The sequence below is a fragment of the Blastopirellula marina DSM 3645 genome (assembly GCF_000153105.1).
GTDB classification, from domain to species: Bacteria; Planctomycetota; Planctomycetia; order Pirellulales; family Pirellulaceae; genus Blastopirellula; species Blastopirellula marina.
In genome coordinates, this window is sequence record NZ_CH672377.1 from 1,164,926 (window position 1) to 1,190,723 (window position 25,798).

At 58.1% G+C, this 25,798-nt stretch carries 19 protein-coding genes, 1 rRNA gene and 1 other annotated feature (1 of these 21 only partly in view); of the genes, 9 read left to right on the forward strand and 11 right to left on the reverse strand.

The window, feature by feature from the left end; translation table 11 throughout:
- Nucleotides 1-31: 31 nt before the first annotated feature.
- The 5 genes from DSM3645_RS23830 to DSM3645_RS23850 all read right to left on the reverse strand — a co-directional run bounded on the left by DSM3645_RS23830 (nucleotide 32) and on the right by DSM3645_RS23850 (nucleotide 5,709).
- Nucleotides 32-991: a ParB/RepB/Spo0J family partition protein gene (locus tag DSM3645_RS23830; RefSeq protein ID WP_002655185.1), complete on the reverse strand. Its 960-nt coding sequence runs from the start codon at nucleotides 989-991 to the stop codon at nucleotides 32-34.
- 46 nt (nucleotides 992-1,037) lie between these two features.
- The gene (locus tag DSM3645_RS23835) at nucleotides 1,038-1,790 is read right to left on the reverse strand and encodes a ParA family protein (protein ID WP_002655186.1); all 753 of its coding nucleotides are present in this window, start codon (nucleotides 1,788-1,790) and stop codon (nucleotides 1,038-1,040) included.
- Nucleotides 1,791-2,100: 310 nt separating this feature from the next.
- The gene (locus DSM3645_RS23840; protein WP_002655187.1) at nucleotides 2,101-3,423 is read right to left on the reverse strand and encodes a DUF1015 domain-containing protein; all 1,323 of its coding nucleotides are present in this window, start codon (nucleotides 3,421-3,423) and stop codon (nucleotides 2,101-2,103) included.
- Nucleotides 3,424-3,536: 113 nt separating this feature from the next.
- Nucleotides 3,537-4,865, reverse strand: a complete 1,329-nt coding sequence (gene ahcY, locus DSM3645_RS23845; protein WP_040353304.1) for an adenosylhomocysteinase — start codon at nucleotides 4,863-4,865, stop codon at nucleotides 3,537-3,539.
- A 178-nt stretch (nucleotides 4,866-5,043) separates the two neighbouring features.
- Nucleotides 5,044-5,709 carry a phosphoribosylanthranilate isomerase gene (locus DSM3645_RS23850; protein WP_002655189.1) on the reverse strand — a complete coding sequence of 222 codons (666 nt, stop codon included), beginning with the start codon at nucleotides 5,707-5,709 and terminating at the stop codon, nucleotides 5,044-5,046.
- A gap of 176 nt (nucleotides 5,710-5,885) precedes the next feature.
- On the opposite strand from DSM3645_RS23850, the gene DSM3645_RS23855 reads away from it, so the two are divergent.
- The 4 genes from DSM3645_RS23855 to DSM3645_RS23870 all read left to right on the forward strand — a co-directional run bounded on the left by DSM3645_RS23855 (nucleotide 5,886) and on the right by DSM3645_RS23870 (nucleotide 11,343).
- Nucleotides 5,886-7,244, forward strand: coding sequence for a hypothetical protein (locus DSM3645_RS23855; RefSeq protein WP_002655190.1), 1,359 nt, complete (start codon nucleotides 5,886-5,888; stop codon nucleotides 7,242-7,244).
- Between the two features lie 150 nt (nucleotides 7,245-7,394).
- Nucleotides 7,395-8,837, forward strand: a complete 1,443-nt coding sequence (locus tag DSM3645_RS23860) for an ExeA family protein (protein ID WP_002655191.1) — start codon at nucleotides 7,395-7,397, stop codon at nucleotides 8,835-8,837.
- A gap of 19 nt (nucleotides 8,838-8,856) precedes the next feature.
- On the forward strand, nucleotides 8,857-10,341 hold the full coding sequence (locus tag DSM3645_RS23865; RefSeq protein WP_002655192.1) for a hypothetical protein: 1,485 nt from the start codon (nucleotides 8,857-8,859) through the stop codon (nucleotides 10,339-10,341).
- Nucleotides 10,342-10,392: 51 nt separating this feature from the next.
- On the forward strand, nucleotides 10,393-11,343 hold the full coding sequence (locus DSM3645_RS23870) for an SDR family oxidoreductase (RefSeq protein ID WP_002655193.1): 951 nt from the start codon (nucleotides 10,393-10,395) through the stop codon (nucleotides 11,341-11,343).
- On the opposite strand, the gene DSM3645_RS23875 is transcribed toward DSM3645_RS23870, so the two are convergent.
- Nucleotides 11,310-12,629, reverse strand: coding sequence for an MFS transporter (locus DSM3645_RS23875; RefSeq protein WP_002655194.1), 1,320 nt, complete (start codon nucleotides 12,627-12,629; stop codon nucleotides 11,310-11,312). The two genes, DSM3645_RS23870 and DSM3645_RS23875, sit on opposite strands and share 34 nt — an antisense overlap.
- Before the next feature lie 107 nt (nucleotides 12,630-12,736).
- Between DSM3645_RS23875 and DSM3645_RS23880 the strand changes: the two genes are divergently transcribed.
- Entirely contained in the window at nucleotides 12,737-13,483 is a 747-nt protein-coding gene (locus DSM3645_RS23880) for a polyprenol monophosphomannose synthase (protein ID WP_040352972.1), read from the forward strand.
- Between the two features lie 224 nt (nucleotides 13,484-13,707).
- Nucleotides 13,708-14,919 (forward strand): 6-phosphofructokinase, encoded by a 1,212-nt coding sequence (locus DSM3645_RS23885; RefSeq protein ID WP_002655197.1) that lies wholly within the window; start codon nucleotides 13,708-13,710, stop codon nucleotides 14,917-14,919.
- Nucleotides 14,920-15,050: 131 nt separating this feature from the next.
- Here the strand turns inward: DSM3645_RS23885 and DSM3645_RS23890 are convergent, their stop codons facing one another.
- Nucleotides 15,051-16,601, reverse strand: a complete 1,551-nt coding sequence (locus DSM3645_RS23890) for an AAA family ATPase (protein WP_002655198.1) — start codon at nucleotides 16,599-16,601, stop codon at nucleotides 15,051-15,053.
- Between the two features lie 190 nt (nucleotides 16,602-16,791).
- Nucleotides 16,792-17,556, reverse strand: coding sequence for a hypothetical protein (locus DSM3645_RS23895; protein WP_002655199.1), 765 nt, complete (start codon nucleotides 17,554-17,556; stop codon nucleotides 16,792-16,794).
- Between the two features lie 282 nt (nucleotides 17,557-17,838).
- On the opposite strand from DSM3645_RS23895, the gene DSM3645_RS23900 reads away from it, so the two are divergent.
- The 3 genes from DSM3645_RS23900 (at nucleotide 17,839) to acs (ending at nucleotide 21,848) form a co-directional block, all read left to right on the forward strand.
- Nucleotides 17,839-19,077, forward strand: a complete 1,239-nt coding sequence (locus tag DSM3645_RS23900; protein ID WP_002655200.1) for a DUF6807 family protein — start codon at nucleotides 17,839-17,841, stop codon at nucleotides 19,075-19,077.
- On the forward strand, nucleotides 19,070-19,798 hold the full coding sequence (locus tag DSM3645_RS23905) for a 3-keto-disaccharide hydrolase (protein WP_002655201.1): 729 nt from the start codon (nucleotides 19,070-19,072) through the stop codon (nucleotides 19,796-19,798). Before DSM3645_RS23900 ends, DSM3645_RS23905 begins: the two co-directional genes overlap by 8 nt.
- Before the next feature lie 94 nt (nucleotides 19,799-19,892).
- A complete protein-coding gene (gene acs, locus DSM3645_RS23910) occupies nucleotides 19,893-21,848 on the forward strand; it encodes an acetate--CoA ligase (protein ID WP_002655202.1) in 1,956 nt (651 codons plus the stop codon).
- Here the strand turns inward: acs and DSM3645_RS23915 are convergent.
- The 3 genes from DSM3645_RS23915 to rrf form a co-directional block, all read right to left on the reverse strand.
- Nucleotides 21,845-24,079, reverse strand: a complete 2,235-nt coding sequence (locus DSM3645_RS23915) for a type ISP restriction/modification enzyme (RefSeq protein WP_002655203.1) — start codon at nucleotides 24,077-24,079, stop codon at nucleotides 21,845-21,847. The two genes, acs and DSM3645_RS23915, sit on opposite strands and share 4 nt — an antisense overlap.
- The gene (locus tag DSM3645_RS23920; RefSeq protein WP_002655204.1) at nucleotides 24,076-24,816 is read right to left on the reverse strand and encodes a hypothetical protein; all 741 of its coding nucleotides are present in this window, start codon (nucleotides 24,814-24,816) and stop codon (nucleotides 24,076-24,078) included. The genes DSM3645_RS23915 and DSM3645_RS23920 overlap by 4 nt, the downstream gene beginning before the upstream one ends.
- 141 nt (nucleotides 24,817-24,957) lie before the next feature.
- Nucleotides 24,958-25,065 (reverse strand): 5S ribosomal RNA (gene rrf, locus DSM3645_RS23925).
- A 210-nt stretch (nucleotides 25,066-25,275) separates the two neighbouring features.
- Nucleotides 25,276-25,798, reverse strand: a sequence feature (mutual gap in cmsearch alignment for this rRNA model is longer than 100); it runs 2,186 nt beyond the window's last position.

Consider the following 25,798-nt stretch of genomic DNA (forward strand, 5'->3'; position numbering starts at 1 on the left):
CTATACATCCATTCACAAGAGGGGCAAAATTTTAGCCCGCTTTGCGAAGTTCGACCTGACCGCCGATCAGATAGTCTCGCAAACGATCGAATTCTTCATTTCCCTTGAAATGCAGGACGATCTTCCCTCCCCGGGCCGTCTGTTTGATGTCGACCTTGGTTCCCAGGGCCATACGGAATTCCTGCTCTAAGGACGCAACTTGATCGCTTGCGGTTCGCCCTTTTTTGACCGGCTTCTTGATGGTCGCAGGTCCATCCTCCGCATGAATGAAATCCTGCACCGCTTCTTCAGCAGCGCGGACGCTCCAACCTTCGTCGAAGATCCGACGCGCAAACTCGACTTGGATTCCTTCTTCGCCCAGCGGCAACAACGCCCGCGCATGTCCGGCGGTCAGCTCTCCCATCATCACGGAGGTCAGCACCGGCTCGGGCAGCTCCAACAATCGGACCAAGTTGGCCACGGTCGAACGATCGATGCCGATCCGCTCGGCCAGTTCGCTTTGCGAACAGCCGTTTTCGTGCATATAGCGCTCAAACGACATCGCTTTTTCGATCGCGTTCAGATCTTTCCGCTGCAAGTTCTCAACGATCGCCAATTCGGCGACGGTCTGGTCGTCAGCTTCAAAGACCCGAACCGGCACGTGGTCCCAACCGGCGACGATCGCGGCGCGCAGGCGGCGTTCGCCCGAGATCAGTTGATAGCGCCCGTCGATCTGACGAACTGCGATCGGCTGCAGCATATCGTGCTGCCGCAGGCTTTGTGCTAGTTCGGCGATCTCTTCGTCGTTGAACTCTTGTCGCGGTTGATAGGGGTTCGCTTCGATCTCTTCGACCGGCAGCTTGATCAGCCGTTCGCCTACGAACTCTTCGGGAGCCGGCGCGGCGCTGGGGATCGGTTCGTTGTGCTGATCGGCGTCACCGTCATCAGGGTTGAAGACCCGCGGTGAGCCTGCTTCGATCGGTGCGTCGATCATGCCGCCGGTTTCGTCCATCGGCCCGCCCAACAACGCCGCCAATCCACGTCCCAGACGTTTTTGCTTAGTCACGCTCGAGTACCTCCATGCATAGTTCAATGTAAGCGCGCGCTCCTCGTGAGCGGGGCGCATGATCAATCACAGAACGACCGTGGCTGGGCGCCTCGCTGACGAGGACATCCCGCGGCACCACGGTGTCAAACACTACTTCGCCAAAGAAGTCGCGGACTTCGTCCTCGACCTCAGCGGTTAACTCTAGTCGGGGATCGTGCATGGTCAGCACGATCCCGCCGAACGCCAGGCGATCGGGCTTCTGTTGCATCACGCCGCGAATCACCTGGATCATCTGCGTCAGCCCTTCCATCGCGAAATACTCGCATTGGATCGGCATCAGCACTTCGGTCGACGCGGCCAGCGCTGTTTGCGTCAGCTTACCGACCGATGGCGGACAGTCGATCAACACAAAGTCGTAACCGGCCATGCCGCGTTCCAGGTGCGACTGCAGGACGGCGGCGTGGGGCTGCGACTGATCATCCGAAGCCAGGGTCTCGACATCCTGAAAGCTGCGGCTGCCGGGCAACAGGTCCAGACCATCAATCGCCGTCGTTTGAATCGCGTCCCGCAGCGATTGCTGCAATACCAATGGATGTCGGTCCGTCGGCGCCAAATCCAATCCCGTGGTCGCGTTGCACTGCGGGTCGAGATCGATCAGCAGCGTGCGCTGAGCGGCCTTGGCCAGAGCGACGGCTAGATTGATAGCCGTGGTCGTCTTGCCGACGCCTCCCTTTTGATTCGCGATGCAGATGATTCGAGCCACGGTTCGCCTTGTCCTGGGGTCGCACGACTTCGGATGAGGTCGTGCGGGGTAGGGATTCTAGCGAGGAAGCGCACAAACGAGGAATGTCATTTCCCCCGTGAAAAACGGAAATCGGCATGTTTCACGTGAAACGCACAGGCAGCCGAATCTCGCCTGTTTCACGTGAAACACCCAAACTACGCAAAAAGGGCGTTCCGAACGATCGTCCGAAACGCCCTTTGGCGGAAGCAATGTTTCACGTGAAACGGTAACGATTGACCGATCTGCGGCAGGTTGCAGCGTACGGTAAACGTCGCCAAGATCCCTGACTTCAGCTCAGCGGATTGAAGACCAGCCCGCTGAGCAGCTTGGGATAGAAGTAGGTGCTCTTGGCGGGCATTCGTTCGCCATGTTCGCTGATCGTGCGAATGTGGTCGATGGTCGCCGGCATCACGATCGCCGCCAGCGGATAAGGTTGGCCGCCGTTCTCGGGATCGCCTTGCTGTATTCCTTCCACGACTTCGCTGACCAGGTGGACATAGTTGGCCTTCGGCAGTTCTTTGGCGTCGAGCAACGTTTCGATCACCAGGCGATGCAAGATCGATACGCCGAGCGCTTGCCAGTCTCCGCTATGCTCGGCGGCGATCTCGGACATTTTCGCCTGACCTTCTTCGTTGAAGTTGGCCATCACCCAGGTATTGTCCACGGGGCAATAGAATCCGATCTTGCCTTGCTCGTCGCCGGTAGCGATGTCGGTCCAGATCGTATCGGCCAGTTCGGCCCCCTGGCCGACGATGGCGACGTCAAAGTATTTGCCCAGTTTGGCGACCAGGTCGTCCGACTTCATCGCCGGCAGACCACGGAAGAGACGATGCGTCGGCAAGACGATCATTCCTTCATCGCTCATGCTGACCAGCATTGTCATGACATAATTGGCCGGATGAACCGGGGTCAACTCGCCCGACTCGGCTAGTTGATCTTTGTAATTACAGGCCGTCTCGTAGCGATGATGTCCGTCGGCGACATACATCGGCGCATTGGCGATTGCAGAGCTAACTTCGGAGATCAGCGACAAATCAGAAATCGGCCACAAGCGATGGACAACTCCCAAGTGATCCGTCGCGACCAGGGGAGTCTTGTCGATCACATAGTCGTCCAGCAGCCTTTGCGTCTTATTGCTCGGATCGGGGTAGAGCCCAAAGATCTGGCTCAAATTGGTTTTGGTCGCTTTGAACAACTTCAGACGATCGGCCTTGGCGGAAGAGTGGGTCTCTTCGTGCGGGTAAATGTTCCCTTCGCCGAAGCGGACCAGTTTGACGCCGGCCATAAATCCACGGCGAACATAGTGCGTACCTTCGACCTCGAACTCTTGATGGTAGACGTAGATCGCGGGGTCGGATTCCTGCGAAAGAATCCCTTCGCGCGTCCAATCTTTCAGGAGCCGCGCCGACCGCGTGTAGCGATTGTGGTTCTCATTGTCGCCGGGCTCTTCGCGATTCAAGATTAACCGCACGGTATTGGCGGGATGCTTTTGGTAGAGCTCCTCTTGAAGTTCCGTACCGATCACATCGTACGGCGGCGCGACCACATTGCTAAGCGAGCCGACATGGCCCAGGTCGTAACGGAGTCCGCGAATTGCTTGAATCTGTGGCATTCGATGCTTACTCTTGACGTGCAAATAAAACAAAAAGGGGCTGCGACTATTCCGTCGCAGCCCCCCAAGCGTATCTCAGGTCAACTCGTCTCGCGATGAGTCGAACGTTCGGTTTAGTAGCGGTAGTGATCCGGCTTGAACGGACCATCGACCGGCACGCCGATGTAATCCGCTTGCACCGGCGTCAGCTTGGTCATTTTCACGCCCAACTTGTCAAGATGCAACCGAGCGACTTCTTCGTCCAGATGCTTCGGCAAGACGTGCACGCCGATCGGGTATTCGTCGGAGTTTCGCCACAATTCGAGCTGAGCGATCACCTGGTTGGTGAACGAGCTCGACATGACGAACGACGGGTGCCCTGTGGCGCAGCCCAGGTTGACCAAGCGGCCTTCGGCCAGAACCAGGATCGAATGACCGTCGGCGAACGTGAAACGATCCAGGGGTCCGCCAGGAACGGCGTCGCTCTTGATCGTGTCGCGCGAAATGCCCGGCGTCTTCGTCAGGTAGGCCATGTCGATCTCAAGATCGAAGTGACCAATGTTGCAGACGATCGCGTCGTTCTTCATCTGTTCCATGTGAGCGCCGGTGATGATGTCCCGGTTGCCCGTGGTGGTGACAAAGATGTCGGCGTAGCCAACGCATTCTTCGACCGTGGTGACTTGATAGCCTTCCATCGCCGCTTGCAGCGCAATGATCGGATCGACTTCGGTGATAATGACGCGAGCGCCAAAGCCGCGCATCGACTGGGCACAGCCCTTGCCGACGTCGCCATAACCGCAGACGACAACCACTTTGCCGGCGACCATAATGTCGGTGGCGCGTTTGATGCCGTCGGCCAGCGATTCGCGGCAACCATACAAGTTGTCAAACTTGCTCTTGGTGACCGAGTCGTTGACGTTGATCGCGGGCATCTTCAGCTCGCCCTTTTTGAACATCTGATAGAGACGGTGCACGCCTGTGGTCGTCTCTTCCGAAAGACCGCGGATCCCTTCGCACAGCTCCGGGTATTTCTCGTGGACCATGACGGTCAAGTCGCCGCCGTCATCCAAGATCATGTTCAGCGGTTTGCCGTCAGGAAAGATGATCGTCTGGTCGATGCACCAATCAAACTCTTCGTCGGTTTCGCCCTTCCAGGCGTAGACCGGCACACCGCGCTCGGCGACGGCGGCGGCGGCATGATCTTGAGTCGAGAAGATATTACAGCTGCTCCAGGTCACCTCGGCGCCCAGTTCGATCAGCGTTTCGATCAAGACTGCGGTCTGGACCGTCATGTGCAGGCAACCGGCGATGCGAGCGCCTTTGAGCGGCTTGTCCTTGCCATACCGTTCGCGGAGAGTCATCAAGCCGGGCATTTCGACCTCGGCCAGTTGAATCTCTTTCCGCCCCCACGCGGCTAAGCTAATGTCTTTAACTTTGTAGGGGAGCTTTTCAACTTGCGACACGGAGAGTACTCCTTCAATGAATTGGAAAATCAGAATCGGCAATCTCCGTTACACCGCATTTCTAGCGGAATGCGCAACGGGGCCGTCGTACCCGGCTACCAGGGAACCGTTAATGTAGCCCATTATCAGTAAATCCGTAAATGCCCGAACGCTAGCAAAAGCGGGTTTTACAGGGCTTTTACATGCCCATCGCCGCTGTGGCGTTTGCACAGAATCGCGTCGCAAGCGAACTATCTTTCTTTCCCGGCTCGATCTCGACCCCGCTAGCCGTATCTACCGCGCTGGGCTGAACCGCTGCGATCGCCGCGGCGACATTCCCGGGAGTCAGCCCCCCTGCTAGGACCAGATGCTCAATCGTCAGCCACTGGCTCCAGTCCGCGAGCGATTTCCAGTCGGCGGGATGGCCAGTTCCCCCATAGGCGTCTTGCTGAAAGCCGTCGACCAAGACGGCGGCCGGCGAACAGTCACGCGCCGAGCATCGCGATAGGAACTCAATCATTTCCTTTCGCCAATCGGGACCGCAGCGAAACGCCTTCAGCACCGGCGGAGCACCGAGATGCCGGAGGCGCGCAAGATAGTCAGGCGACTCGTCTCCATGCAATTGAATCCAATCGAGCGCTAGTCGCTTGGCTGTTGCAACGACATCCACAACGTCAGCGTTGACAAATAAACCAACCACGGCGGCGTCAGCTGAGATCGCCTCGCGAACGTCGGCGGCAATTCCCGCGTTGAGATAGCGTTTGCTCTGCCGATAGAAATTGAGCCCCAGCGCATCAGCGCCAGCGGCGATCATCGCCGTCGCATCTTCGACCGTAGTGATTCCGCAGATCTTCCGCTTGAACAAGGCGCGTCTCCCGCTGGGGGTAATCCATTCGAGGATGTTTATTTTAACCCGTAGATTTCGGCGTGCGAACTGGACGATTCGTATGAAGCGCCGCTCTTCGGGCGCCGATGAATAAGACAACGGCAAACTGTTGGCATGGACAGCTAGCATCCGCCTGCCCCACGGAGGAGTAGAAATTGGAAGACTCGGCAACGCAACAGGCGCGATCTAGCGCTGCGAGTCGCGCCTATGCGTTTATCGTAACGGCGCTGGCCGTCGTCGCGTTTGGACTCTACTTCTGCCGCACTCCGGTCGAATCAGTCGTCGCGCAGCAGGGGTTGCTGGTCTCGGCCGATCTGCCGGATGAAACGTCTTTGGTCAGCGTCGCGCAGGAAGCGAAAGTCAATACGCTCTCCGACGTCGCTTTGTTGTCGATTGCTGAGCAACTTCCAACAACTGCGGCCGAGTTGGCGAACGTTGACGCGCTGCGTGAGCAAATTCGGATCGAAGTTGTCGCGCGGCCGCTCGGCCATCAGGCGGACGTTTCAATCCTGACCACCGCCCCCACTTCTGGTGCAGCTCTTCAATTGGCCAGCAAGGTCGGCGAAACGTACCGACGTGAAATCGATCAGCACGCCGATGACCAAGCGAATCGAATCGGGGACGCAGCGATCCAACTGAATCAAACGGCGCGCAGCACTTTGGATGAGTCACAACAGCAACTAGACGCTTTCGTCGCGAAGCATGGCGATACCCTAGCCGGAAGACAACCGTTTGTCAGCGTGACCGCGCCGGAGATCGAAGAGAACTCGCAGTGGCGAGAACTGCGACGGCAGATCGCTGACCAAGAGAGTGAATTGGCCGCGCTGCTATCGCAGCGGACCGAAGCCCACCCCATGGTGATTAACGTCAAAGCAAAAATCGCCGGGCTCCAAGCCCAGTTGCAGCAAGTGCCGCAGTTCTCTGATCCGCCCCCTTCCGTCGCTCCGGCGCAGTTGCCGCCGGTCGATGTAGCGAAAATCAAGTCCGAACATCAGCGTCTGAAACAAGCGGTGCAGCAAGCGAAATCGTCGCTGGAAGCAGTCGGCGGCAAACACCAAATCGCGGCCGATGGCCATCGCTTTTATACGTCGATACGCGTGGAGACGGCCGAGTCGCCGCACGTGGCCGGAATGATCGGCGGCAAATTTCCCTTGAAGCGGGTCGGCATGTTGCTGGCGATCGCGACGTTGCTGGGTGGTTTCGCGGCCCTTTGCGTTCCGACCGCAGAGCAAGAAGCGATCTTGGTCAGCTCCAAAGAGATCGCCGCAGCCGCCGGCGTTTCGATCGCGGCCGAATTGCCGCTGCCCGGCGGACCGGCGATCCCCCGCAAGCGAACGGTGACACGCGTCGCCGCCCGCTTTGCGATTGTCGCGAGCGAGTATTCGCTGGTGGCGCTGGTCGGCTTGATCTTGGTCGCCCTGTTGGTGGACCCCGACTTTACACGTACTTTTACGCACGAACCATTCACGGCCTTATATAACGCTCAAAACCAAATTTGGAAGTTTGCGCATTAATGGTCAGCATTCGCAATCCGCGGCGGTCACGGTGGAGATCTTCCCCCGTTTTTGCCGATGGTTGAAATGCACCCCGCGCAGCGCAAATCACTTTGAATACTTGGCTTGCAGTCTCGAACGGAAGCCTGCACAGCCTAGGAAGAATAAGCAATGTACGAATCGTTTTATCAGCTAACGCGGCGCCCTTTTCCAGCAGCCGCCGACGCCCCCTACTATTTTCCTTCTGCGGCTGCCGAATCCTCGCGCAGCACGCTACGCCGTTGCCTGCATCGTGGCGAAGGTCCGGCGCTGCTTATCGGCGGCCCCGGTCTGGGCAAGTCATTGCTGCTGAAGGTCCTGGCGGAAGACTTGAAAGCCGAGCGCCACATCTCTTTCTTACAGTGTGGTCGCGTCTGCTCGCGTCGCGCTCTGCTGCAGGCGCTGCTATATGAACTGGGTCTCCCTTATCGCGGCTTGGAAGAAGGGGAGCTGCGATTGTCACTGGTCGACTTCCTCCGTTCGTCGCATGACGATCGCCAGGGTCTGCTTGTCTTCATTGATGAAGCCGATACGCTGCCGACCCGGTTGCTGGACGAACTTCGTCTGCTGACGAACATCTCGTCGCAAGGCAATTCGCTGGTCGGGATGGTGCTCGCCGGCGGCTTGACGCTCGAAGAACGTTTCGCTTCGCCCCGCCTTGCTTCGTTCAATCAACGGATCGCAGCTCGCTGCTATCTCGAAACCTTCTCGAAGGCCGAGACCGCCGAGTTCGTCAAATTTCAATTGGAAGAGTCAGGCGCCCAACGATCTCTCTTCGCCGACAGTGCGATCGACTCGCTCAGTCAGGTAACCGGCGGCGTTCCTCGTTTGATCAACCAACTCTGCGATCATGTGCTCGTCTTGGCTTCGCTCGGATCGCACAAGCAAGTCGATGCGAGCGGCATCGAAGAAGCTTGGGCCGACCTGCAACAAATGCCGGGACCATGGACGACCAGCCAAGAAGCGTTCTCGGCGCCGAGCGGCGACGGCGGCGTCTTGGAGTTCGGCTCGTTAGAGGAAGAAGGGGAAATGCCCCATTCCGTGAAATTCCCGTCGCGGATTATGGAGCCTCCCAAGCAAAAGCGGAGCGAGATGGACGCCGACTCGGCTGCGACGCTGCGAATGAGCGCCGCGGAGATGGAGTTCAACCCCGAGTCTCCCTTCAAACCGGAAGCGGAGCTGGAGTTCATCAGCGCCGTCAAAGATCCGTTTGACGAGTCGTTCGCCAACGAAGAGATCATTCTGGATCGCTACGCCAGCCTTAGCGAAGCCCGCGGCTCGCTGAAGCAGGTCCAAAGCCGAGAAGGGGTGGAGATCGCGTCGCTGTTGGAGCCGATGCCGATGATGGTCGAGTCGAATCACGATTCGGTCGCTGCGGTCGATGTGGTGATGCCTCCGTATGCCCGCGATGAAGAGATCGTGTCGCGGCACGTGCGCAAGACCGCCGCGCCGACTCCGGCGGATGATCGTGACATCTTGATCATCGAGGATCCTGCGGCCGAAGCAGCGCCGACTCGCAGCCGTCGCCGCGAATTTCGCCGGCTCTTCAGTTCGCTTCGTCGCGAGCATGCCTGATTAGCCGAAGGTTGGTCCTATGTCGAAAATGCTCGACGCGTTGAAACGTTTGCAGTCGCAGGGCGTCGCCCCTGCGGCCATGCCGACGATCAACAATACGGGGGGGCAAATTGATTCGGTTCGCGAAGTCGCCGCCGCCGTTGATCAAGCGGTCGCCGAGACCGAGCAGCGGTTGCGAGCCGAATACGAGCAGCAAGTGACGGCCCGCGAGCAAGCGCTCGTCGCTCAGCGTCAGCAGTTGGAATTAGAGCTTGACGCGGAAAAGAAGCGGCTGGAACAGCAACTCGCTGGATTGCAATCGCAGCTTCAGTCGCATCAAACCGACTCGGCCTCGCATGACGAACTGCGCGCCGAGCTGGAAGCCGAGCTCGAGACGCATCTTGCCGAGTCGACGCGTCTGCGCGAAGCCGATGAAGCTCGCTTCCTGCAGGATCAGGCGCAACTGACGAAGCGGCTGGATGAGTTGGGCGAGTCGCATCAATACCTCGTCGACGAAGCGGCCGATCTCTCGCTGCAGCTGGAACGGAAAGAAGCCGAGCTGCAGAAGATCCAGCAAGCGATCCAAGCGACGCCGACCGTCGATGAACAAGCGTTGCGCGCCAGCCTGAGCGCCGAGTTAACCCAGCAAGCCGAGCAATTCGCTTGCAAAGAAGCCGAATTGAACGCGGCGCTGGCCGAGGCGCGCCAGACGATCGACAGCCATCAGCGTGACCTGGCCGAGATCGTACGGCTAAGAGCGGAGGAAAAAGCGAAGTTTGAATCGGCACGCGCCGCTGCAGAACCGCCGCGCGTCGAGCAAGAGCCGCAAGTCGCCGAAACGCCGCCGGTCGAAGCATCAGAACCCCCTTCGTTATTGCGAACTTTCACGTCGACAATTCCTCGGCCCCATCTCGTCTCGTACGAAGAACAAACGCTGGCCGAATTGCAAGACGCGCGGATCCGCGAGCGGTACGAGCAACTTGCGCATGTCTCGTCGCAGCCGACGTCGACCCTGTTTCTTTCCGCTGACGGCGGCGATGACGCACATCAGGCCGGATTTCACACGGCGCTGGCGGCCGCTCGCGAAAATCGCCGCGTCTTGATCATCGACGGCGACGTGCACGGCAAGCAGCTTTCGCAACGGCTCGGCATGCGTGATTCCCTTGGTTTTTACGAGGTCATCCGCCGCGAAACGAAATGGACCGAACGCGTGGTCGGACTTCGCTGCGGAGAAATTGACTTTTTGCCTGCGGGACGTAGTCTCTACACGGTATCGCGGAGCGATCTGGAGTCGGCCCAAGCGGTCTGGCGTGATTTGAGTGAGATCTGGCCCCTGATCATCCTGGTCGGCGAGCATCCAGGCGCCGTTTCAACAGAACTCTACGGCGTCTTGTGCCAGTCGATCTACTTGACGGCCTGTTTGGGGCGCGCCACAAAAGATGACGTAACGTCCGCCGCCAAACGAATCGCTTCGATCGGCGGTCGCATCGAAGCGGCGGTCGCGATGAACGCCAAGTTGAATTAACCGTCAACTTGGCCGCTCCCTTCCCCTTTCAAGCGTCAAAGCAGCGGAACTATGGCCAAGTATCTTGTCACCGGCGGCGCTGGTTTTATTGGTTCGCATATCGTCGAAGCCTTGGTCGCCCGCGGCGACCAGGTGCGTGTCATCGACAACCTGAGCACCGGCAAGCGCAGCAATCTGGACCATGTCGCCAAGCGGATCGAATTTGTCGAAGGGTGCCTAACCGATAGCGCCGTCGTAGCGGACGCTGTACGCGGCGTCGACGTTATCTTTCATCAAGCGGCGCTCGCATCGGTGCCGCTTAGCGTTGAACGTCCCCTCGACACGCACGCTCACTGCGTCACCGCAACCGTCAATCTGTTGAACGAAGCGCGACAAGCCGATGTTCGCCGCGTGATCTACGCTGCGTCCAGCAGCGCTTACGGCGACGCGCCGACCTTGGCCAAACGCGAGACTGATCTGCCGAATCCCCTTTCTCCTTATGCCGCCGCCAAGTTGGCGGCCGAGTATTACCTGCAAGCCTTCTATCACACCTATGGCATCGAGACGGTCGGCCTGCGCTACTTCAACGTGTTTGGACCGCGGCAAGATCCCGATAGTCCCTACTCGGCAGTGATCCCGATCTTTATCACATTGCTGCTGCAAGGGGATCGCCCGGTGATTTACGGAGACGGCGAGCAATCGCGCGACTTCACTTTCGTCAAAAATGTCGCCTTGGCGAACCTGGCCGCCGCCGACGCCAACGGGGTGGCTGGTCGGATCATCAATGTCGCCAACGGCCGCAGCACGTCGCTATTGCGCTTGATCGAACTGCTGAATCGCGAACTCGGCGCCAACGTTCAGCCTCAACATGTTCCGCCCCGCGTCGGCGATGTTCGCGACAGCATGGCTGACAATACGCTGGCCCGCACGCTGCTGGGCTACGAAGTCGAGATCGACTTCGAGACCGGACTGCAAATGTCGATCGACTACTACCGGCAACTGGTCGCTTCGCGATCCGCCTGATCGATATCGCGGGAACTTGGGGGCGCGGCCGGATCCATGGTCTGCGGCGGTTCGGACTTCGCCAAGTCAAAATACTCTTCGCCGACCTCTTTTTCGCCAAACGCCGCATACAACAGCGTGATCACCGCAAAGAGGCTCGCCAACACGACAAACATCGTCGGATAGCCGGGCCATCCCATCGCATCGGCTTGGCTGACAATCGCTCCTTCTAACGGAAATCCCACGAGCGATCCAAAGTCAAGCGACGCTAACATCAGATTGGTGCCGGTCCCACGATAGCGCCGCGGAAACGCGGTTGAGCCGCCTGCGACGACGGCCGGAAAAAGAAACGCATGCGCCGCGCCTCCAAAGAGGGCGGGTAGCGGCAACATCCAAGCCTGGCTGACCGGCAGATAGGCGAGCATCGACGCGGTCAAACAAACCATGCCGAGAATCACCGTATTCTTCACGCCGTATTGATCGGTAAATTGGCGCGTCGCGATCCGTACCGAAAACGCCGTGAACGCGTAGGCGAGAAAGAAGTATTGGATTTGATTGATGTTCAGCGACTCGGTAAAGCTGCGTACAAAGACTTGGGGAAACAAGACTCCGGCGCCCACCACGACGCCGATCAACAGCAACCACCCTGGGTGAAACTGACGCACCAGCCGCAGCGCCGAAGGATGGTCGTGATGCGGCGCACGCAGGTCACGACGTGTCGCCAGATAGGCGAGCGCCATGGAGACGATCATCATGGACGCCGCCAGCAAAAACATCGCGCGAACCTGAACGAAGGTGATCTCATCGCCCCGAAAAATCCAGTCGCCGATCACCGGTCCAATCGCCAAGCCGACAAACCCTGACGACCCCAACACGCCGACCATCTCCGCCGTTCGCCCCGGCGGAGCTTTCAGCGAAACGGAGGTCAACGAAGCGCCGAACGCTCCGGCCAGGCTAATCATCATCCCGATTCGCAAGAGATAAATCCAAGCCGAATCAAGTTGCTCGACCGTCAGATTCAACGCAATAAACAGAGACAGCGCCAGCAGCGAACTGAGCCAAACCATCCGCGGCCCCAGTCGATCGATCAGGCGTCCTTGCAGAAACCGCCCCAGCAGACCGCCGGTCATCCCGCAGCCGGTCACCAACCCCAATTGATACGGGCCTCCCCCAAGATAGGAAATAAAGTCGGCGTACCGAAACAGACTGCTCATGCCGACGATCAACGCCAAATTGGCGCAATAACTAAGCCAGAAGTCGCGATTGTAAGGATTTTCGTGCGAAAAACTGTCGATCGTCGCAGACATAGAATCTTGGAGGCCAGTAAACAGGGCAGGGGATTCCAGCTATTATACGGAGCAGTCTCCCGTGACCAGCGGGCCAATTCCCCCCCCCTGCTCTGTTCTTTCTCCGCATGTCCTCAGACCGCCAACCATCTCCTACCGTGTTGATTGCGGTCGCGACGTTCAATGAGATCGATAACTTGCCGCTCTTGGTCGCCGAGATAATGTCGGCCGTTCCCGACGCCGACATCTTGGTGGTCGACGACGACTCCCCCGATGGAACCGGCGAGTGGTGCCAACAATTCTCGGTCGAGCAGCCCCGATTTCGCAGTCTGCATCGATCCCGCGGCGCTGGTCTCGGCACGGCGATTGTGGCCGCGATGAAATATGGGATCGAGCGGAACTATGATTTGTTCGTCAATCTCGACGCTGATTTTAGTCATACGCCCAAAAAAATTGTCGACTTGCTCGCGGCCACCCATTCGACCGACGCGGACATCATCGTCGGTTCGCGCTACATCGCCGGGGGCGGAGTCGAAGGCTGGCCGCTGCATCGCCGAATTATGAGTCGCGGCATCAATCTGTACACGCGACTGTTAATGCGATTGCCGGTCTATGATTGCAGCGGATCGTTCCGCTGTTATCGCGTCGCGACGCTCCGGCAACTGGACTTTGATTCGATCGTTTCCAAGGGCTATTCGTTCTTCGAAGAAATCTTGTGGCGCCTTCGTCGACAAGGAGCGACCTTTCAGGAAGTCCCGTATGTCTATGTCGAGCGCGAACGGGGTTACTCGAAAATCAACTGGCGCGAAGCCGTTCGCGCCCTCTATCTGATCGCGCGACTTGGTCTGGGTTCTTTCTTCACGCGCCGCTCGTAGTCGACCGCGGTCCAATCGTCCCCCTTCGCTTCCCCGAAAGTCCGTTTGCAGGCGCTGCTTTCGCAGAGCAATAGGCGACGATGTCTCTTCGGCAAAATCGGCATAACCGCGCCGGGCTCCAAACTGCCAAGTAAAGTTTCTCGATTTCTCCCTAAATTGCGACCTACATTTGCACAGCATTCATCCCCTGAATCAATGCGCGAACGAAGGCGAGCGAAAACATCATGGCAAGCAAAGCGAAGCGAATCGGAATTCTCACCTCGGGCGGCGATTGTCCAGGACTCAACGCGGTAATTCGGGGAGCGGTCAAAACCGCCAATCGACTTGGATTTGACACCATCGGCTTTCTCAAAGGATACGAGGGGCTGGTCGATCCAGTCCAATACGTACCGCTGAACGATGAAAATACTCGCGGCATCCTCGGCCGCGGCGGCACGATCCTGGGATCGACCAATAAAGGCCGTTTCGCTGCGACCGTCGGCATCAATGATCGCGTCGAACTTTGCCCCCAGCTCATGAAGAAAGTCAAAGGCACTTTTGACCAGCTCTCGCTTTCCGGCTTGATTTGCATCGGTGGCGACGGTTCGCTGGCCGTCGCCCAACAATTTCACGAATATGGTCTGCCGGTCGTCGGCGTTCCGAAAACGATCGACAACGATCTTTCGGCCACGGCGTTCACTTTCGGATTTGACAGCGCCGTCGAATGTGGAACCGAAGCGCTCGATCGTTTGCAAACGACCGCCGCGAGCCACGAGCGGATCATGGTGATGGAAGTGATGGGTCGACACGCAGGCTGGATCGCGCTCCATAGCGGAATCGGCGGCGGAGCCGACGTCATCTTGATCCCCGAAATCCAATGGAACTTCGACATCGTCTGCGAAAAGATCCTCGAACGGTACAAAGCAGGCAAGAAGTTCACCTTGATCGTTGTCGCCGAAGGCGCCCATCTGCCCGACAAAGGGATGGTCACCCAAGAAAGCGAAAAATCGGATCGCCAAACGCGACTCGGCGGCATCGGACAAATCATCGCCGCCGAGATCGAACGTCGACTGCACTTTGAAGCACGCACCGTCGTATTGGGACACCTGCAGCGCGGCGGAGCCCCGACCACATTTGATCGCGTCTTGGCGACACAATTTGGCGCGCATGCCGTCCGCACGATCGTCGAACGTCGCTTCGGACATATGGTCTGTTACAGCCCGCCGAATATCGAATCGGTCCCAATTCTCGAAGCGGTCCATCAACTGCGCACCGTCCATCCCGACAGCTCGGCGGTGCAAGCGGCTCAAGCAATGGGAATCAGCTTCGGCAATTGCGCCCTGCACGAAACGCCGTTCCAGCGCTATGTCACCCAGCACGAACACGAGCTCGCCACGGATGATACGACCGCGCTCCTCGAATCGGCGCTGCAATCCCTTGTTGGCGCCGAAGCGTAGGACTAGTCCGCCCGAGCGTCCTGAGAGGCCATCGGACCGGACCGCCGCAATTTTTTTACCACCCTACGATTTTCTCGGCGGAAGGTAGGGCCCGTGAAGCGGACCATCGCCCTGCGAAAACGCTCGCACGCTTACGCATTTCCTTTGGTCCGCACTGCGGAACCTACATCCCTGTGAGCTTCGGGACCGGACCGGACCGCTTCGTTTTTTTCTGGTGGGCTGGATCGATCGCTCAGGCGATAGGTCGGGTAGGACTGCGTTTTGCTGTCGTAGGTCGGACTCACTTCGATCTCTCCGCTGGCGATCAGCCGATCCCAGGCGGCGGCGAATTTGGCGCCGTTGACTCCGCTGTGATCGCGGATTTTGGACTTGGTGGCCCGCGTTTCTTCGATGTTCGCTATGGTGACGCGGATCTTCGCGCGCAGACGCTGTTCCAGAGCTTGCGCTTCGCAGGCGACCGTTTCGACTACCAGCGAATCGACGTCGCGTAGCGTGACATTCCATCTTCTGCCGGTCGGATCTTCCAAGCGGCCCTCATTAATATCGACGCCCCATTCTCCGCCTTGACCAGCGTTACCGCCGAGGGTCAGGCGCAACCGATGTTGTCCGCTGCCAGGCAGATAATTTTGGCGACGCTGCACCAACATCCATTGCCGCGCGAAGTCGAGATGGTCGGTGACGCCGGTTCCTTCCAACGTGCCTGACTTGATCGCTTTGCAGGACTGGCAACACAAAATCGGCGTTGCGCCAGCGTCCATGCAGCAGCGAACCAAGTCGCGCAGCTGCGCTGCCTGCGTTCGCTTGCCCGTCGACGTTAGCCGCAGCGTATCGATCACGACAACTTCTAACTGATGCTTTGAGATCCAATCGCGCAATTGAGGCAAGTTCGCTGGATCGGTCGAGTCATCGATCGAGAGCGCCCAGAACAAATTATCGAGCGGCTTCGACGCGGCGCCGTTCGCATCGCTCCATCGCCGCGCAAGATCGAATAGCGATTTTCGTTCAAGGGTGCTGCTGACGTAGCCGACGCGATACGCGCGCTGGACCGCAAACTGCCCCAAAAACTTCCCGCCGCTCGCAAACGCCGCGCACAGGTCGACGGTGATCGAGGTCTTCATGCTTTTGCTCGGCCCGACGATCACCGCCGGTTCGTTCTGCGCGAGCATGTTGGGTAACAGCCACTTGAGCGGCTGTTCTTCTTCGAGCAACTGCGCGGTGGTGAACTCTTGAAACGGGCTGCCGCCGGTCAGGTCGACTCGAACGATTTCTTCTTCACCGGGATTCACGGCAACAGCCTGCGATTCTTCCTGCGGCTCGCGAATGATCGCAGCGTATTGGTCCAAATGGGCGATCTCGCCGCCGCGATCCATGACTCCTTTCACCAATACCACCGCTTGTTTGAGGCCGTACCCCAAGGCTTGCAGCTCTTTGAACAGCCGCGGAAGGTCGCTGCACTGGTGGCCATTCGTTTGCAGTTGCAAGAATACGGAGTACAAATCGCGATGCTGCCGGAGTTTGAAATCGTCGACCGACAAGGGATCGTCGGCCAGTCGTTCTGGAAATAGCAGCACGCAGCCGAGCCACTGCGCTTCGGCCATGTCGACAGGCGTTAGATTACACCGAGGAGCATCATTTTTCGGCAGCCCGTACGTTGATTTTAACTGGGCAACGAGCTGATGCATTCTTGCGAGTCGCATAGAAAAAGCCTTTCAGAAAAGCGCGTAGAAGAACTGCATTCGTAGGGCCCGCAGTGTGGAACAGCGGCAGCGTTTGCCGACTTTCCAGCAATCGCGCACATCCATTGGTCCGCTCGGTGGAACCTACTTTTTGCAGTCGACGCCAAGTCCGTGCGCTTCGTCAAGAGACAATTTTTTAATGGATCTCGCTTTTCTCAGAACGATCATCACCGCTCCGTTCGCTCCCGATCAGCACCAGCCGCAGCAGTGTCGAATCGAGAAAGAGCGACACGGACAGGATGCCGATTCCCGTCACCGTCACTCGGTCTACCTGGGCGATCTGCAGACACATGGCAAGCAGTAGCGCGACGCCGAGTGTGACAAACTGCGCAAGCAGATGTTGATCGACTCGGCGCTGTGTTGCGATGATGATCACTGGAATGCTGGCGGTGGACAACGTCAGAAAGAGGAACGCGTTGGCTATGATGTCTCCGAAGAACGTTCCCCAGTCGTAGTTAGGGGTCACCAGTCGTCGCGTGACGAACGCTAGTCCCATCGAGACGATCAGGATCGAGAGTCCGGCGTCTTTCATACTGATTTGCACCTTGTTCGGTCGCGATCCGTTCAACGCAAGCGCGATTCGCGACGCGTAGCCCCACACAAAGCATGCGGTCGCGATGGCGAACATCGCGGCAAAAAAATCGCTGGTCCAAGGTTGAATTGGACCATAGATCGCGATGATCGCCGTGCCGACGGAAACAATCCCCAAAGTGCGCACCGTCAGCGAACACCGGGCCATGCCTGCCCAGAGAGCAACAAGGCAAACCTTTTCGTGAACGAAAATCGATTCGCCATAAATCGCGCTGCCGAAAGTCGCGAACTGAACCACGTTCGCGGCGACGGCGATGCCGATCATCAAGCGATGAATGCTAGCGAGTTGCTTGGATGGACTGTCTGGCATTGGGATCCTGGAATCGCTACGAGGGTCGACCGCGGCATTGACGCGACGATCGCGTAAGAACCTACCATGGGCTAGCGTCGGTATCGCGACGACTCCAAAAGTGGCGAAATTCGGCCCTGGCTCGGCAATATCGTCTCCGCGAAACCTCCCCAACCATCGCAGCCCCTCCAATGGCGTGCCTTCTAACGGCAGGCGCACCTCCGCCCAGGTTGAACAAATCTTGCCTGCAACTTAACCTGGAAGAACTATCTCGCCCGCTCCCTCCCCCCGAAAGGTTGCAAGATGTTTCGCACGCTGATTGCGTTGGCGCTGACCTTGCTCGTCTGCGACGCGGCCTTTGCCGCGAATCTGAAGCTGCAAATCACCGCGGCGGACCAAGCCGAAATCAATATCCCAGTCACCGTCGCGGTTCCTGCCGCGAACGCTGGCGACGCCCAGGTTGCGACCGTTTCGCTTTCGGACGGAACCAAGCTGACCGGTCAACTAACTGCGCCCCGGCTGTTGTCCAGTGCCGACGCCGCGAAAGAACGCGAGCTGACGTTTGTAGTACCGAAATTGGAAGCAGGCGCCAAGCTGACCGCGACGGTCGATTTTGGCGGCGGCGCCAGCGGCGAGCAATTCAGCTGGAAAGACGAACCCGGCAAGTCGCTGGATCTGCTTGACGGCGACAAGCCGGTGTTGCGCTATATGTATGAAACGCTCGACGACTCATCGGCAGAGCGTCGTCATGAAACTTTCAAGGTCTACCATCATGTCTTTGACATGGACGGCGAAAACCTGCTGACCAAAGGCCCCGGCGGACTTTTTCAGCATCATCGCGGCCTGTTCTACGGCTTCAATCGGATTAGCTATTCGGCCAACGGCAAACAGCAAAACGCCGACGTTTGGCATTGCAGCAAGGGGGAGTCGCAAGCCCATGTTCAAGTGCTGCATTCGGAAGCGGGTCCCGTCTTGGGCCGTCAACTGCTGCAAATTGAATGGCGCGGCCGCAACGGCGAAGCGTTCGCCGTAGAAGAGCGCGAACTGACCGTCTACCGCACGCCGGAAGGACGCCTGATCGAATTCGCGTCGCGACTTCACAGTAAAGTCGCTGACTTGAAGCTGGACGGCGATCCGCAGCACGCAGGCTTCCAGTTCCGCGCGACGCAGTTCGTGCCGGATAACACCGCGAAAAAGACGTTCTACATTCGCCCTGACGGCAAAGGAAAGCCCGGCAGTTTCCGTAATTGGCCCGGTCAAAAGGATCATGTCGATCTGCCGTGGAACGTGCTGGTGTTCGAAGCGTTCGACAAGACCTATTCGAGCTGCTATCTCGATCGTCCAACCAATCCCAAACCGGCTCGCTTCAGCGAACGGGACTACGGTCGCTTCGGGTCGTACTTTGCGACCGACGTCTCGCCAGAGCAGCCGCTGGACGTCAATTATCGGATCTATTTGACCGAAGGGGAGATCGCCCCCGCGACGATCGCCGAGTCGTACGCCAGCTTCAATCAACCACCGCAGGTATCGATCGTTGAATAAAACCTTCGCGCGAAGGCAACTGGGCAAGTTTGCCTCGCGACTGCGCTGCTCGACGACTGCGATCGTCCTGTTGATGGCGACGGTCTGTTTGTCGACCCACGCAGACAATCTGCCGAAAATGACGCATACGCGACTCTTCAATGAGCGCGACCTGCAAGGCTGGCGCCCCGCGGTCTGCTGTGACGCAAAACTGCTGACCGCACAGGATCGCGAAACGTTGGCCGATCTCGCGACCCAAGACATGGGCGTCCACTGGCAAGCGGCGTTCGGCATTTTGCAGTACGACGGAGCAGGCAAGCCAATCGAAACCGAGCGAACGTTCGGGCCGTGCCGGTTATCCTTCCAATGGAAGTGCGAGCCCTGCGCGTCGACGCAGATCGGTCTGCCCGGAGGCCGGAGCATCGCCATCGGTGACGCACATAGCGATGGAGACGGCAGTCGCGCTTCGGGCGCGATCTATGATGGTTGCCGCCGAATCGTCAAGCCGACGCTCGGCGCCGATTCTCCGCGGGGCGAATGGAATCAAATGATGATCTATGTGCGCCGCAATCAGATCGACGTCTGGCTCAATGGGCGTCGCGTGGCGATTTCGGACGAATTTTCGACCGAGTTGGAAGGCCCGATCAGGCTTGGAGGGGGCCCGGCGCCGCTTTATTTTCGCAATCTAGTGGTAGAGCCGCTGGATGACACGCCGAGTGCGCCAAATCCGTCGCTTCCCTAAGGTTCGTTGACTACCCTAGAAAGCGCATCTAAAATCGGCTCCTTCCCCTTAGTTTACTACTCAGAGATGCTGCAATCTCGCGGAAAGACTGCCCATGGCAAATGAATCGACCGGTCGCATCGACAATGTGATGCATGAAGCCCGTGTGTTCCCTCCTACCCCGGAATTCCAGGCCAAAGCCTCCATTAGCTCGCTGGAGCAGTACCAGCAAATGTGGGACGAAGCGAAAGCGAATCCCCCCGCATTTTGGGACAAAATCGCCAAGACCGAGCTTCACTGGTTTGAGCCGTACCGCAAAACCTTGGAATGGAACGAACCGTTCGCCAAGTGGTTTGTCGACGGAAAAACGAACGCTTCGTACAACTGCCTGGACCGCCATTTGTCGACGTCGCGGCGTGATAAGCCTGCGATCATCTGGGAAGGGGAACCTGGAGATACGCGTACGTTGACCTATGCCGAGCTCCACAGCGAAGTCTGCCGCTTCGCCAACGGGCTGAAGAAGCTGGGGATTCAACAAGGGGACGTCGTCTCGATCTACATGCCGATGACGCCGGAACTGGCGATCGCAATGCTGGCGTGTGCTCGGATCGGCGCGATTCACTCGGTCATCTTCGCCGGATTCTCGGCCGAAGCGATCGCCGATCGCAATCAAGACGCCAGCGCTCGCGTGGTTCTTACTTCGGACGGCGCCTGGCGCCGCGGCAAAGAACTATCGCTGAAAGCGACGGTGGATGAGGCGCTCAAAAAGTCGCCGACCGTCGAGAAGTGCGTCGTATTGAAACGGGTCGGAAACGATGTCGAGATGCAGCCGGACCGCGACATTTGGTGGCACGACCTGATCGAATCGGTCAACGACGATTGCCCAGCGGAACCATTCGACAGCGAGACGGCGCTGTTCATCCTGTACACCAGCGGATCAACCGGCAAACCGAAGGGGATCAAACATACGACGGCTGGCTACAACTTGTTCGCCAAGCAGACGTTTGAATGGGTCTTCGATCACCGCGACGATGACATCTATTGGTGCACCGCCGACTGCGGCTGGATCACCGGTCACAGCTATGTCGTCTATGGGCCGTTGTCGGCAGGCGCAACGTGTTTGATGTACGAAGGCGCGCCGAATTTTCCGGATGAAGGCCGCTTCTGGAATCTGATCGAGAAGTACAAAGTCACGATCCTCTACACCGCACCGACCGCGATTCGCGCCTTCATCAAATGGGGCGACGAGTGGGTCGACAAACATGACATCTCCAGCCTACGACTGCTGGGAACCGTCGGTGAAGGGATTAATCCGGAAGCCTGGATGTGGTACCACGAGAAGATCGGCGCTAGTCGCTGCCCGATCGTCGACACTTGGTGGCAAACCGAAACCGGCGGGATCATGATGTCTCCCCTGCCGGGCGCCATCCCCACCAAACCCGGCAGTTGCACCAAGCCGCTCCCCGGCGTCATCCCGGGGATCTTTGACGAAAACAACGAGCCCTGCGAGAAGAACCAAGGGGGCAAGCTCACCATCACGCACCCCTGGCCCGGCATGCTCCGCGGAATCTGGGGCGATGAGGCGCGCTACAAGCAACAGTATTGGAGCACCGTTCCTAACTGTTACTTGGCAGGCGACAACGCTCGACTAGATGACGACGGCTATTACTGGATCATGGGCCGCATCGACGACGTGATCAACGTGTCAGGGCATCGACTCTCGACGATCGAAGTCGAAAGCGCTCTGATCACGCATCCGAACGTCGCTGAATCAGCGGTCGTCGGCCGTCCCCACGATATCAAAGGGCAAGCGATCGCCGCCTTTGTAACGCTACGTGACGCGGAGCCTTCGGACGAACTAAAAGCGGCGCTCAAGCTGCACGTGCGAAAAGAAATCGGCGCGCTGGCCGTGCCGGACGACATTCGCTTTACGGCGGTGCTGCCCAAGACCCGCAGCGGTAAGATCATGCGACGCTTGTTACGTGATATCGCATCGGGTAAAGAGTCGCTGGGAGACATGTCGACGTTGGAAGACGTCGCGTCCCTCTCGAAGCTGCAAGAAGAAGACTAACCGAGCGTGCGGCCGTCGCGATCGACCATCGCGGCGGCCCAGCCGCCGCAGCTTTCTAACGCGGCGTCAATTTCGCGCCGCGTCTGAATCGTCAATTTCACCGCGGCGATGATCTGCCGATAGGTCGCCGCGTCCGCAGACGACAATCTCTGCCCGCGACGATCTTTCAGCCATTTCTCTAACACTTGATGAACGCCGAAGCGGGCTTTCCAAACGTCGAGACTCACCTCCGCGATCACCTGGTCCTTGGAAACGAAGATCTGGCCGTCGATGTATTTGGGAAAGCCGCGACCAATCTCGTAGTGCGCCGTATCTTCTTCGCACAACGACTTCCCCCGCAACAAATGCGCATCAATCAGGCGCTGGCCAAGCCGCGTTAGCTGCTGGGCTAATGACCATGTCTGCGGAAAGAAGAGGCGCGGATATTCAATTCGCAACTGGTCGGCGTATCGCTCTCGATAGCTGGTCGCATGGAACAGCGCGTACAGCAGCGCCGCAACGCACTGCGGCGCGATCGCACGCTTCGGGCCAGTGGGAACATCGGACCAAACGGCCTGCCAGCGCTGCAGGTGAACTTCAAGTAGTTCATGGCGCAGGTTATTTTTCGCGGCAATCGCGAGCGGCAAAATCGATTCGTTCCCCCGATTATCACTGCGCAGGACGCCGTCGAGCGTGATCGCGTCGGTCACGCCAAAATAGTTGCATTCTTGCCCGGTGGGCATCTGCCGCCGCACGATCAGCGCAATCGTCCCTGTTTCGTTAAGGGCGCCCATGATCTCGCGACGTGGCCAATCGATCATTTCCGGCGTCCAATAGATCCAGCGATAATCAAAGGGACGATAGAGCGCGCGTTGCGGTCGCTCGCGCCAATGTTCGTCGGCCCGCAATGAATCTCTAGCGGCGGCAAGTTTCCAAGAACGCGTCTCCCCAGCCGGATACTTGGCGCCGCGACTGCGAGCAAAATAGTGAACCCGAATTTCGTCGTCTGTCAGTTGAACGTCGCGGAACTGTCCAATTCTCTCGAGCAGCGACTCTCGATCGGTGTCGATCACAATCTTGTCGCGAGCCGTCACCACCGCCGATGCATATTTGGCGAAGAGTTCAAGGATCGGCAAGCCGCGCTCATATTCGCGGGTTCGCGTTTGGTCGCGCGCCATGAAAAAGTAATAAGGCGCCGACGGGGTGAGCTCGTCGGCCGCTATTTCTTCCAATGGCTCGCCAGCGAGTCGCGCGAGTTTCGTCGGGCGCGTTCCCCACAGATCGCCCCGGCGCACAGTCGCTAGTTCGGATGAGGCGCTGGTCTTGGTGAACAATCCGATTGCGACTCCTTGTTCGATGGCAAAGAGATTTTCGTCGGCAGGCTCAGTCTCGCTCTTCTCTCGTTTCTTGACGTTGCCATGCAGGTCGACCAGGTGGATCTGGTCAAAACCGCGGAGCAGCTCCCACCGCATGCCGCGAAAGGTCGGATTGTCGAGATAGCCATGATTGGTCAGAAACGCCAGGATGCCGACGCCGCTACGGTCGAGATGCCGCTGAGCGAGTCGAAAAAATTGGACGTAGTCGTCATGCAGCCACAATTTTTTCTCCCGTAGCGGCTCTCCGGCAACCTGGTAGTAGTTGCGTGAAGGATCGCCGGAACCGGTCATCAGCGATTTGATCCATTCTCCATGAAGCGCCGCCGCAGCCGAGTAGGGCGGATTGCCGACGATCACCGAAAAATGCTCGTCGGCAGACCAGGTGCTTTCCGCCAGCGCATCTCCAATGCGGATTTGAATCTCCTCCGCAGTGACGTCGGTCACGCCGGTCTCCGCCAACGTCTCAATCAAGCGTTGTTTGGCGTCCGCCGCCGCTTCGGGAAAGAGCTCACAACCGAACAATCGCGGCAGCACCGTGCAGTGAACAGCCGAAGGCCAGCTTGGTTCGTTTCCAGCGGATCGATAGTTTTGGTAGATCTGGCGTACCGCCGCTTCCAAAAAAACGCCGTCGCCGCAAGCCGGGTCTAGGATCGACACCAGCGGGACATCGGTTCCCTTTCGCCGCGAATCGTCCGCTAAACCTAGCGGCAAACCCAATTGCGACTTTAAACCATGATCGACCGCTTGGATCATCGCCGCAGCGACTACTGGCGGCGTGTAATAGACGCCGTGTCGCCGACGGAGCGAATCGTCCGATTTTGCAAGACGCGATTCAAAATTTTCGGCCAGACCAGGCAAACCGCGACCAGCGTTCATTCCGCGTCGGGCTCGGTGGCCGCTTCTTTCGATTTTGGCGACGACCGGGAGGGCGAGATTTTCAAGTCGATAATGCGTCCCTCCTTGGCGAGCATGGCCCAGATGATTTTATCATCGTCATCAAACTCGACCGTAATCTTACCGCTTCCCTTTTCACCCACAATGTCATAGACGAAAACGTCAGCCTCCTCTTCTTCGATGGAAGCCGACAAGTTCATGTCACAATGGATAATTCCGCCGATCTCGGTTTGAATCGTGGGATCGTCTTCGATCGCTTCCACCAGTTCCGGATCGAGCGAGAGATCCTGCAGATCCTCAGGATCAAACTCGAGATCCCATTGCTGGTCCCCCTTATGCAAGACGATTCTCTCGGGCCACTCCCCCTTTTCGTGAACGTGGAGCTGACCGCTACCCTTGTCGCCAGAAACGTCATACACAAAGACATCCTCATCGGCCGCCGCTATCGAAGCGGACCAGTTGATGCTGCTCGCAGAGACTTCGCCGATCTCGGCCTGAAAGGTTTCGTCTCCTTGAACCGCGGCGGCGATCTGATTCGCCTCCTCATTCATCGCCCACTGCATAAGTCCGCCGCAGCAGCCGCAGACTAGCAGAAAAGGCGCCATAACGGCAAAGAACACGCAACCGGAGACGCCAAAGATCCACCCAGCGCCCGAACTTTTCTTCGGGGGCCGCGTGGAGTAGTGATCCTCGGCCGAAAATCGATCGTCGTTGCTCATATCCAACACTCAACTCTGACGAAGTCGTTGTAATGCGAAGAGTATAGCGGGCAAGCGTTTGCGTCGCGAACCGAAATTCAGGCTAGGCGCACAAAAAAAGCCCCAGCTGGTTAGAGCTGGGGCTTTGTGGGTAGTAAAAAAATCCGGCGATACCTACTTTCGCACTTGTGGTACTATCATCGGCTCGAAAAGCTTGACGGCTGTGTTCGGAATGGGAACAGGTATGACCTTTTCGATATGGTCACCGGAAAAGGCTTGCGTCAACGTGAGGGCTGACGCGAGCCTGATGACTCATGGCAAACGGCGGACCGTGTTGAGCGGTCCGCATCGTAGTGGCCATTTGTCGCAGGTCTGAAGCATTGAAGCTTCTTCGTTCTCGTTCAACGGATTGAACTTGGAACCTGCGGCAAAGTATTTGTATAGAGAATGCTTTTCTCGAGTGAAAAGCGTTGAATATATGTGGTCAAGCTTTCGTCCGTTAGTACTGGTTAGCTGAACACATTACTGTGCTTACACATCCAGCCTATCAACCTGGTCGTCTTCCAGGGGACTCTCGCACTAAAGTGCTTACGAATTCTAATCTTGGAGCGGGCTTCACGCTTAGATGCTTTCAGCGTTTATCCTTTCCGACCATAGCTATCCAGCCGTGCCACTGGCATGACAACTGGGACACCAGAGGGTCGTCCTTCCAAATCCTCTCGTACTAAAGAAGAACCTCCTCAAAATTCGTACGCCCACAGCAGATAGGGACCGACCTGTCTCACGACGGTCTGAACCCAGCTCACGTACCACTTTAATCGGCGAACAGCCGAACCCTTGGGAGCTTCTTCACCCCCAGGATGTGATGAGCCGACATCGAGGTGCCAAACCGCATCGCCGCTATGGACGCTCGGATGCGATAAGCCTGTTATCCCCGGAGTACCTTTTATCTGATGAGCGATAGCCCTTCCATACGGGACTACCGGATCACTATGACCTACTT

Bases quoted from the DNA above. Each gene is read 5' to 3' on its own strand.
- DSM3645_RS23830 (WP_002655185.1), bottom strand. From the start codon at position 991: ATGGACGAAACCGGCGGCATGATCGACGCACCGATCGAAGCAGGCTCA.
- DSM3645_RS23840 (WP_002655187.1), bottom strand. From the start codon at position 3,423: ATGCCACAGATTCAAGCAATTCGCGGACTCCGTTACGACCTGGGCCAT.
- DSM3645_RS23860 (WP_002655191.1), top strand. From the start codon at position 7,395: ATGTACGAATCGTTTTATCAGCTAACGCGGCGCCCTTTTCCAGCAGCC.
- DSM3645_RS23865 (WP_002655192.1), top strand. From the start codon at position 8,857: ATGTCGAAAATGCTCGACGCGTTGAAACGTTTGCAGTCGCAGGGCGTC.
- DSM3645_RS23870 (WP_002655193.1), top strand. From the start codon at position 10,393: ATGGCCAAGTATCTTGTCACCGGCGGCGCTGGTTTTATTGGTTCGCAT.
- DSM3645_RS23875 (WP_002655194.1), bottom strand. From the start codon at position 12,629: ATGTCTGCGACGATCGACAGTTTTTCGCACGAAAATCCTTACAATCGC.
- DSM3645_RS23880 (WP_040352972.1), top strand. From the start codon at position 12,737: ATGTCCTCAGACCGCCAACCATCTCCTACCGTGTTGATTGCGGTCGCG.
- DSM3645_RS23885 (WP_002655197.1), top strand. From the start codon at position 13,708: ATGGCAAGCAAAGCGAAGCGAATCGGAATTCTCACCTCGGGCGGCGAT.
- DSM3645_RS23890 (WP_002655198.1), bottom strand. From the start codon at position 16,601: ATGCATCAGCTCGTTGCCCAGTTAAAATCAACGTACGGGCTGCCGAAA.
- DSM3645_RS23895 (WP_002655199.1), bottom strand. From the start codon at position 17,556: ATGCCAGACAGTCCATCCAAGCAACTCGCTAGCATTCATCGCTTGATG.
- DSM3645_RS23900 (WP_002655200.1), top strand. From the start codon at position 17,839: ATGTTTCGCACGCTGATTGCGTTGGCGCTGACCTTGCTCGTCTGCGAC.
- acs (WP_002655202.1), top strand. From the start codon at position 19,893: ATGGCAAATGAATCGACCGGTCGCATCGACAATGTGATGCATGAAGCC.
- DSM3645_RS23915 (WP_002655203.1), bottom strand. From the start codon at position 24,079: ATGAACGCTGGTCGCGGTTTGCCTGGTCTGGCCGAAAATTTTGAATCG.
- DSM3645_RS23920 (WP_002655204.1), bottom strand. From the start codon at position 24,816: ATGAGCAACGACGATCGATTTTCGGCCGAGGATCACTACTCCACGCGG.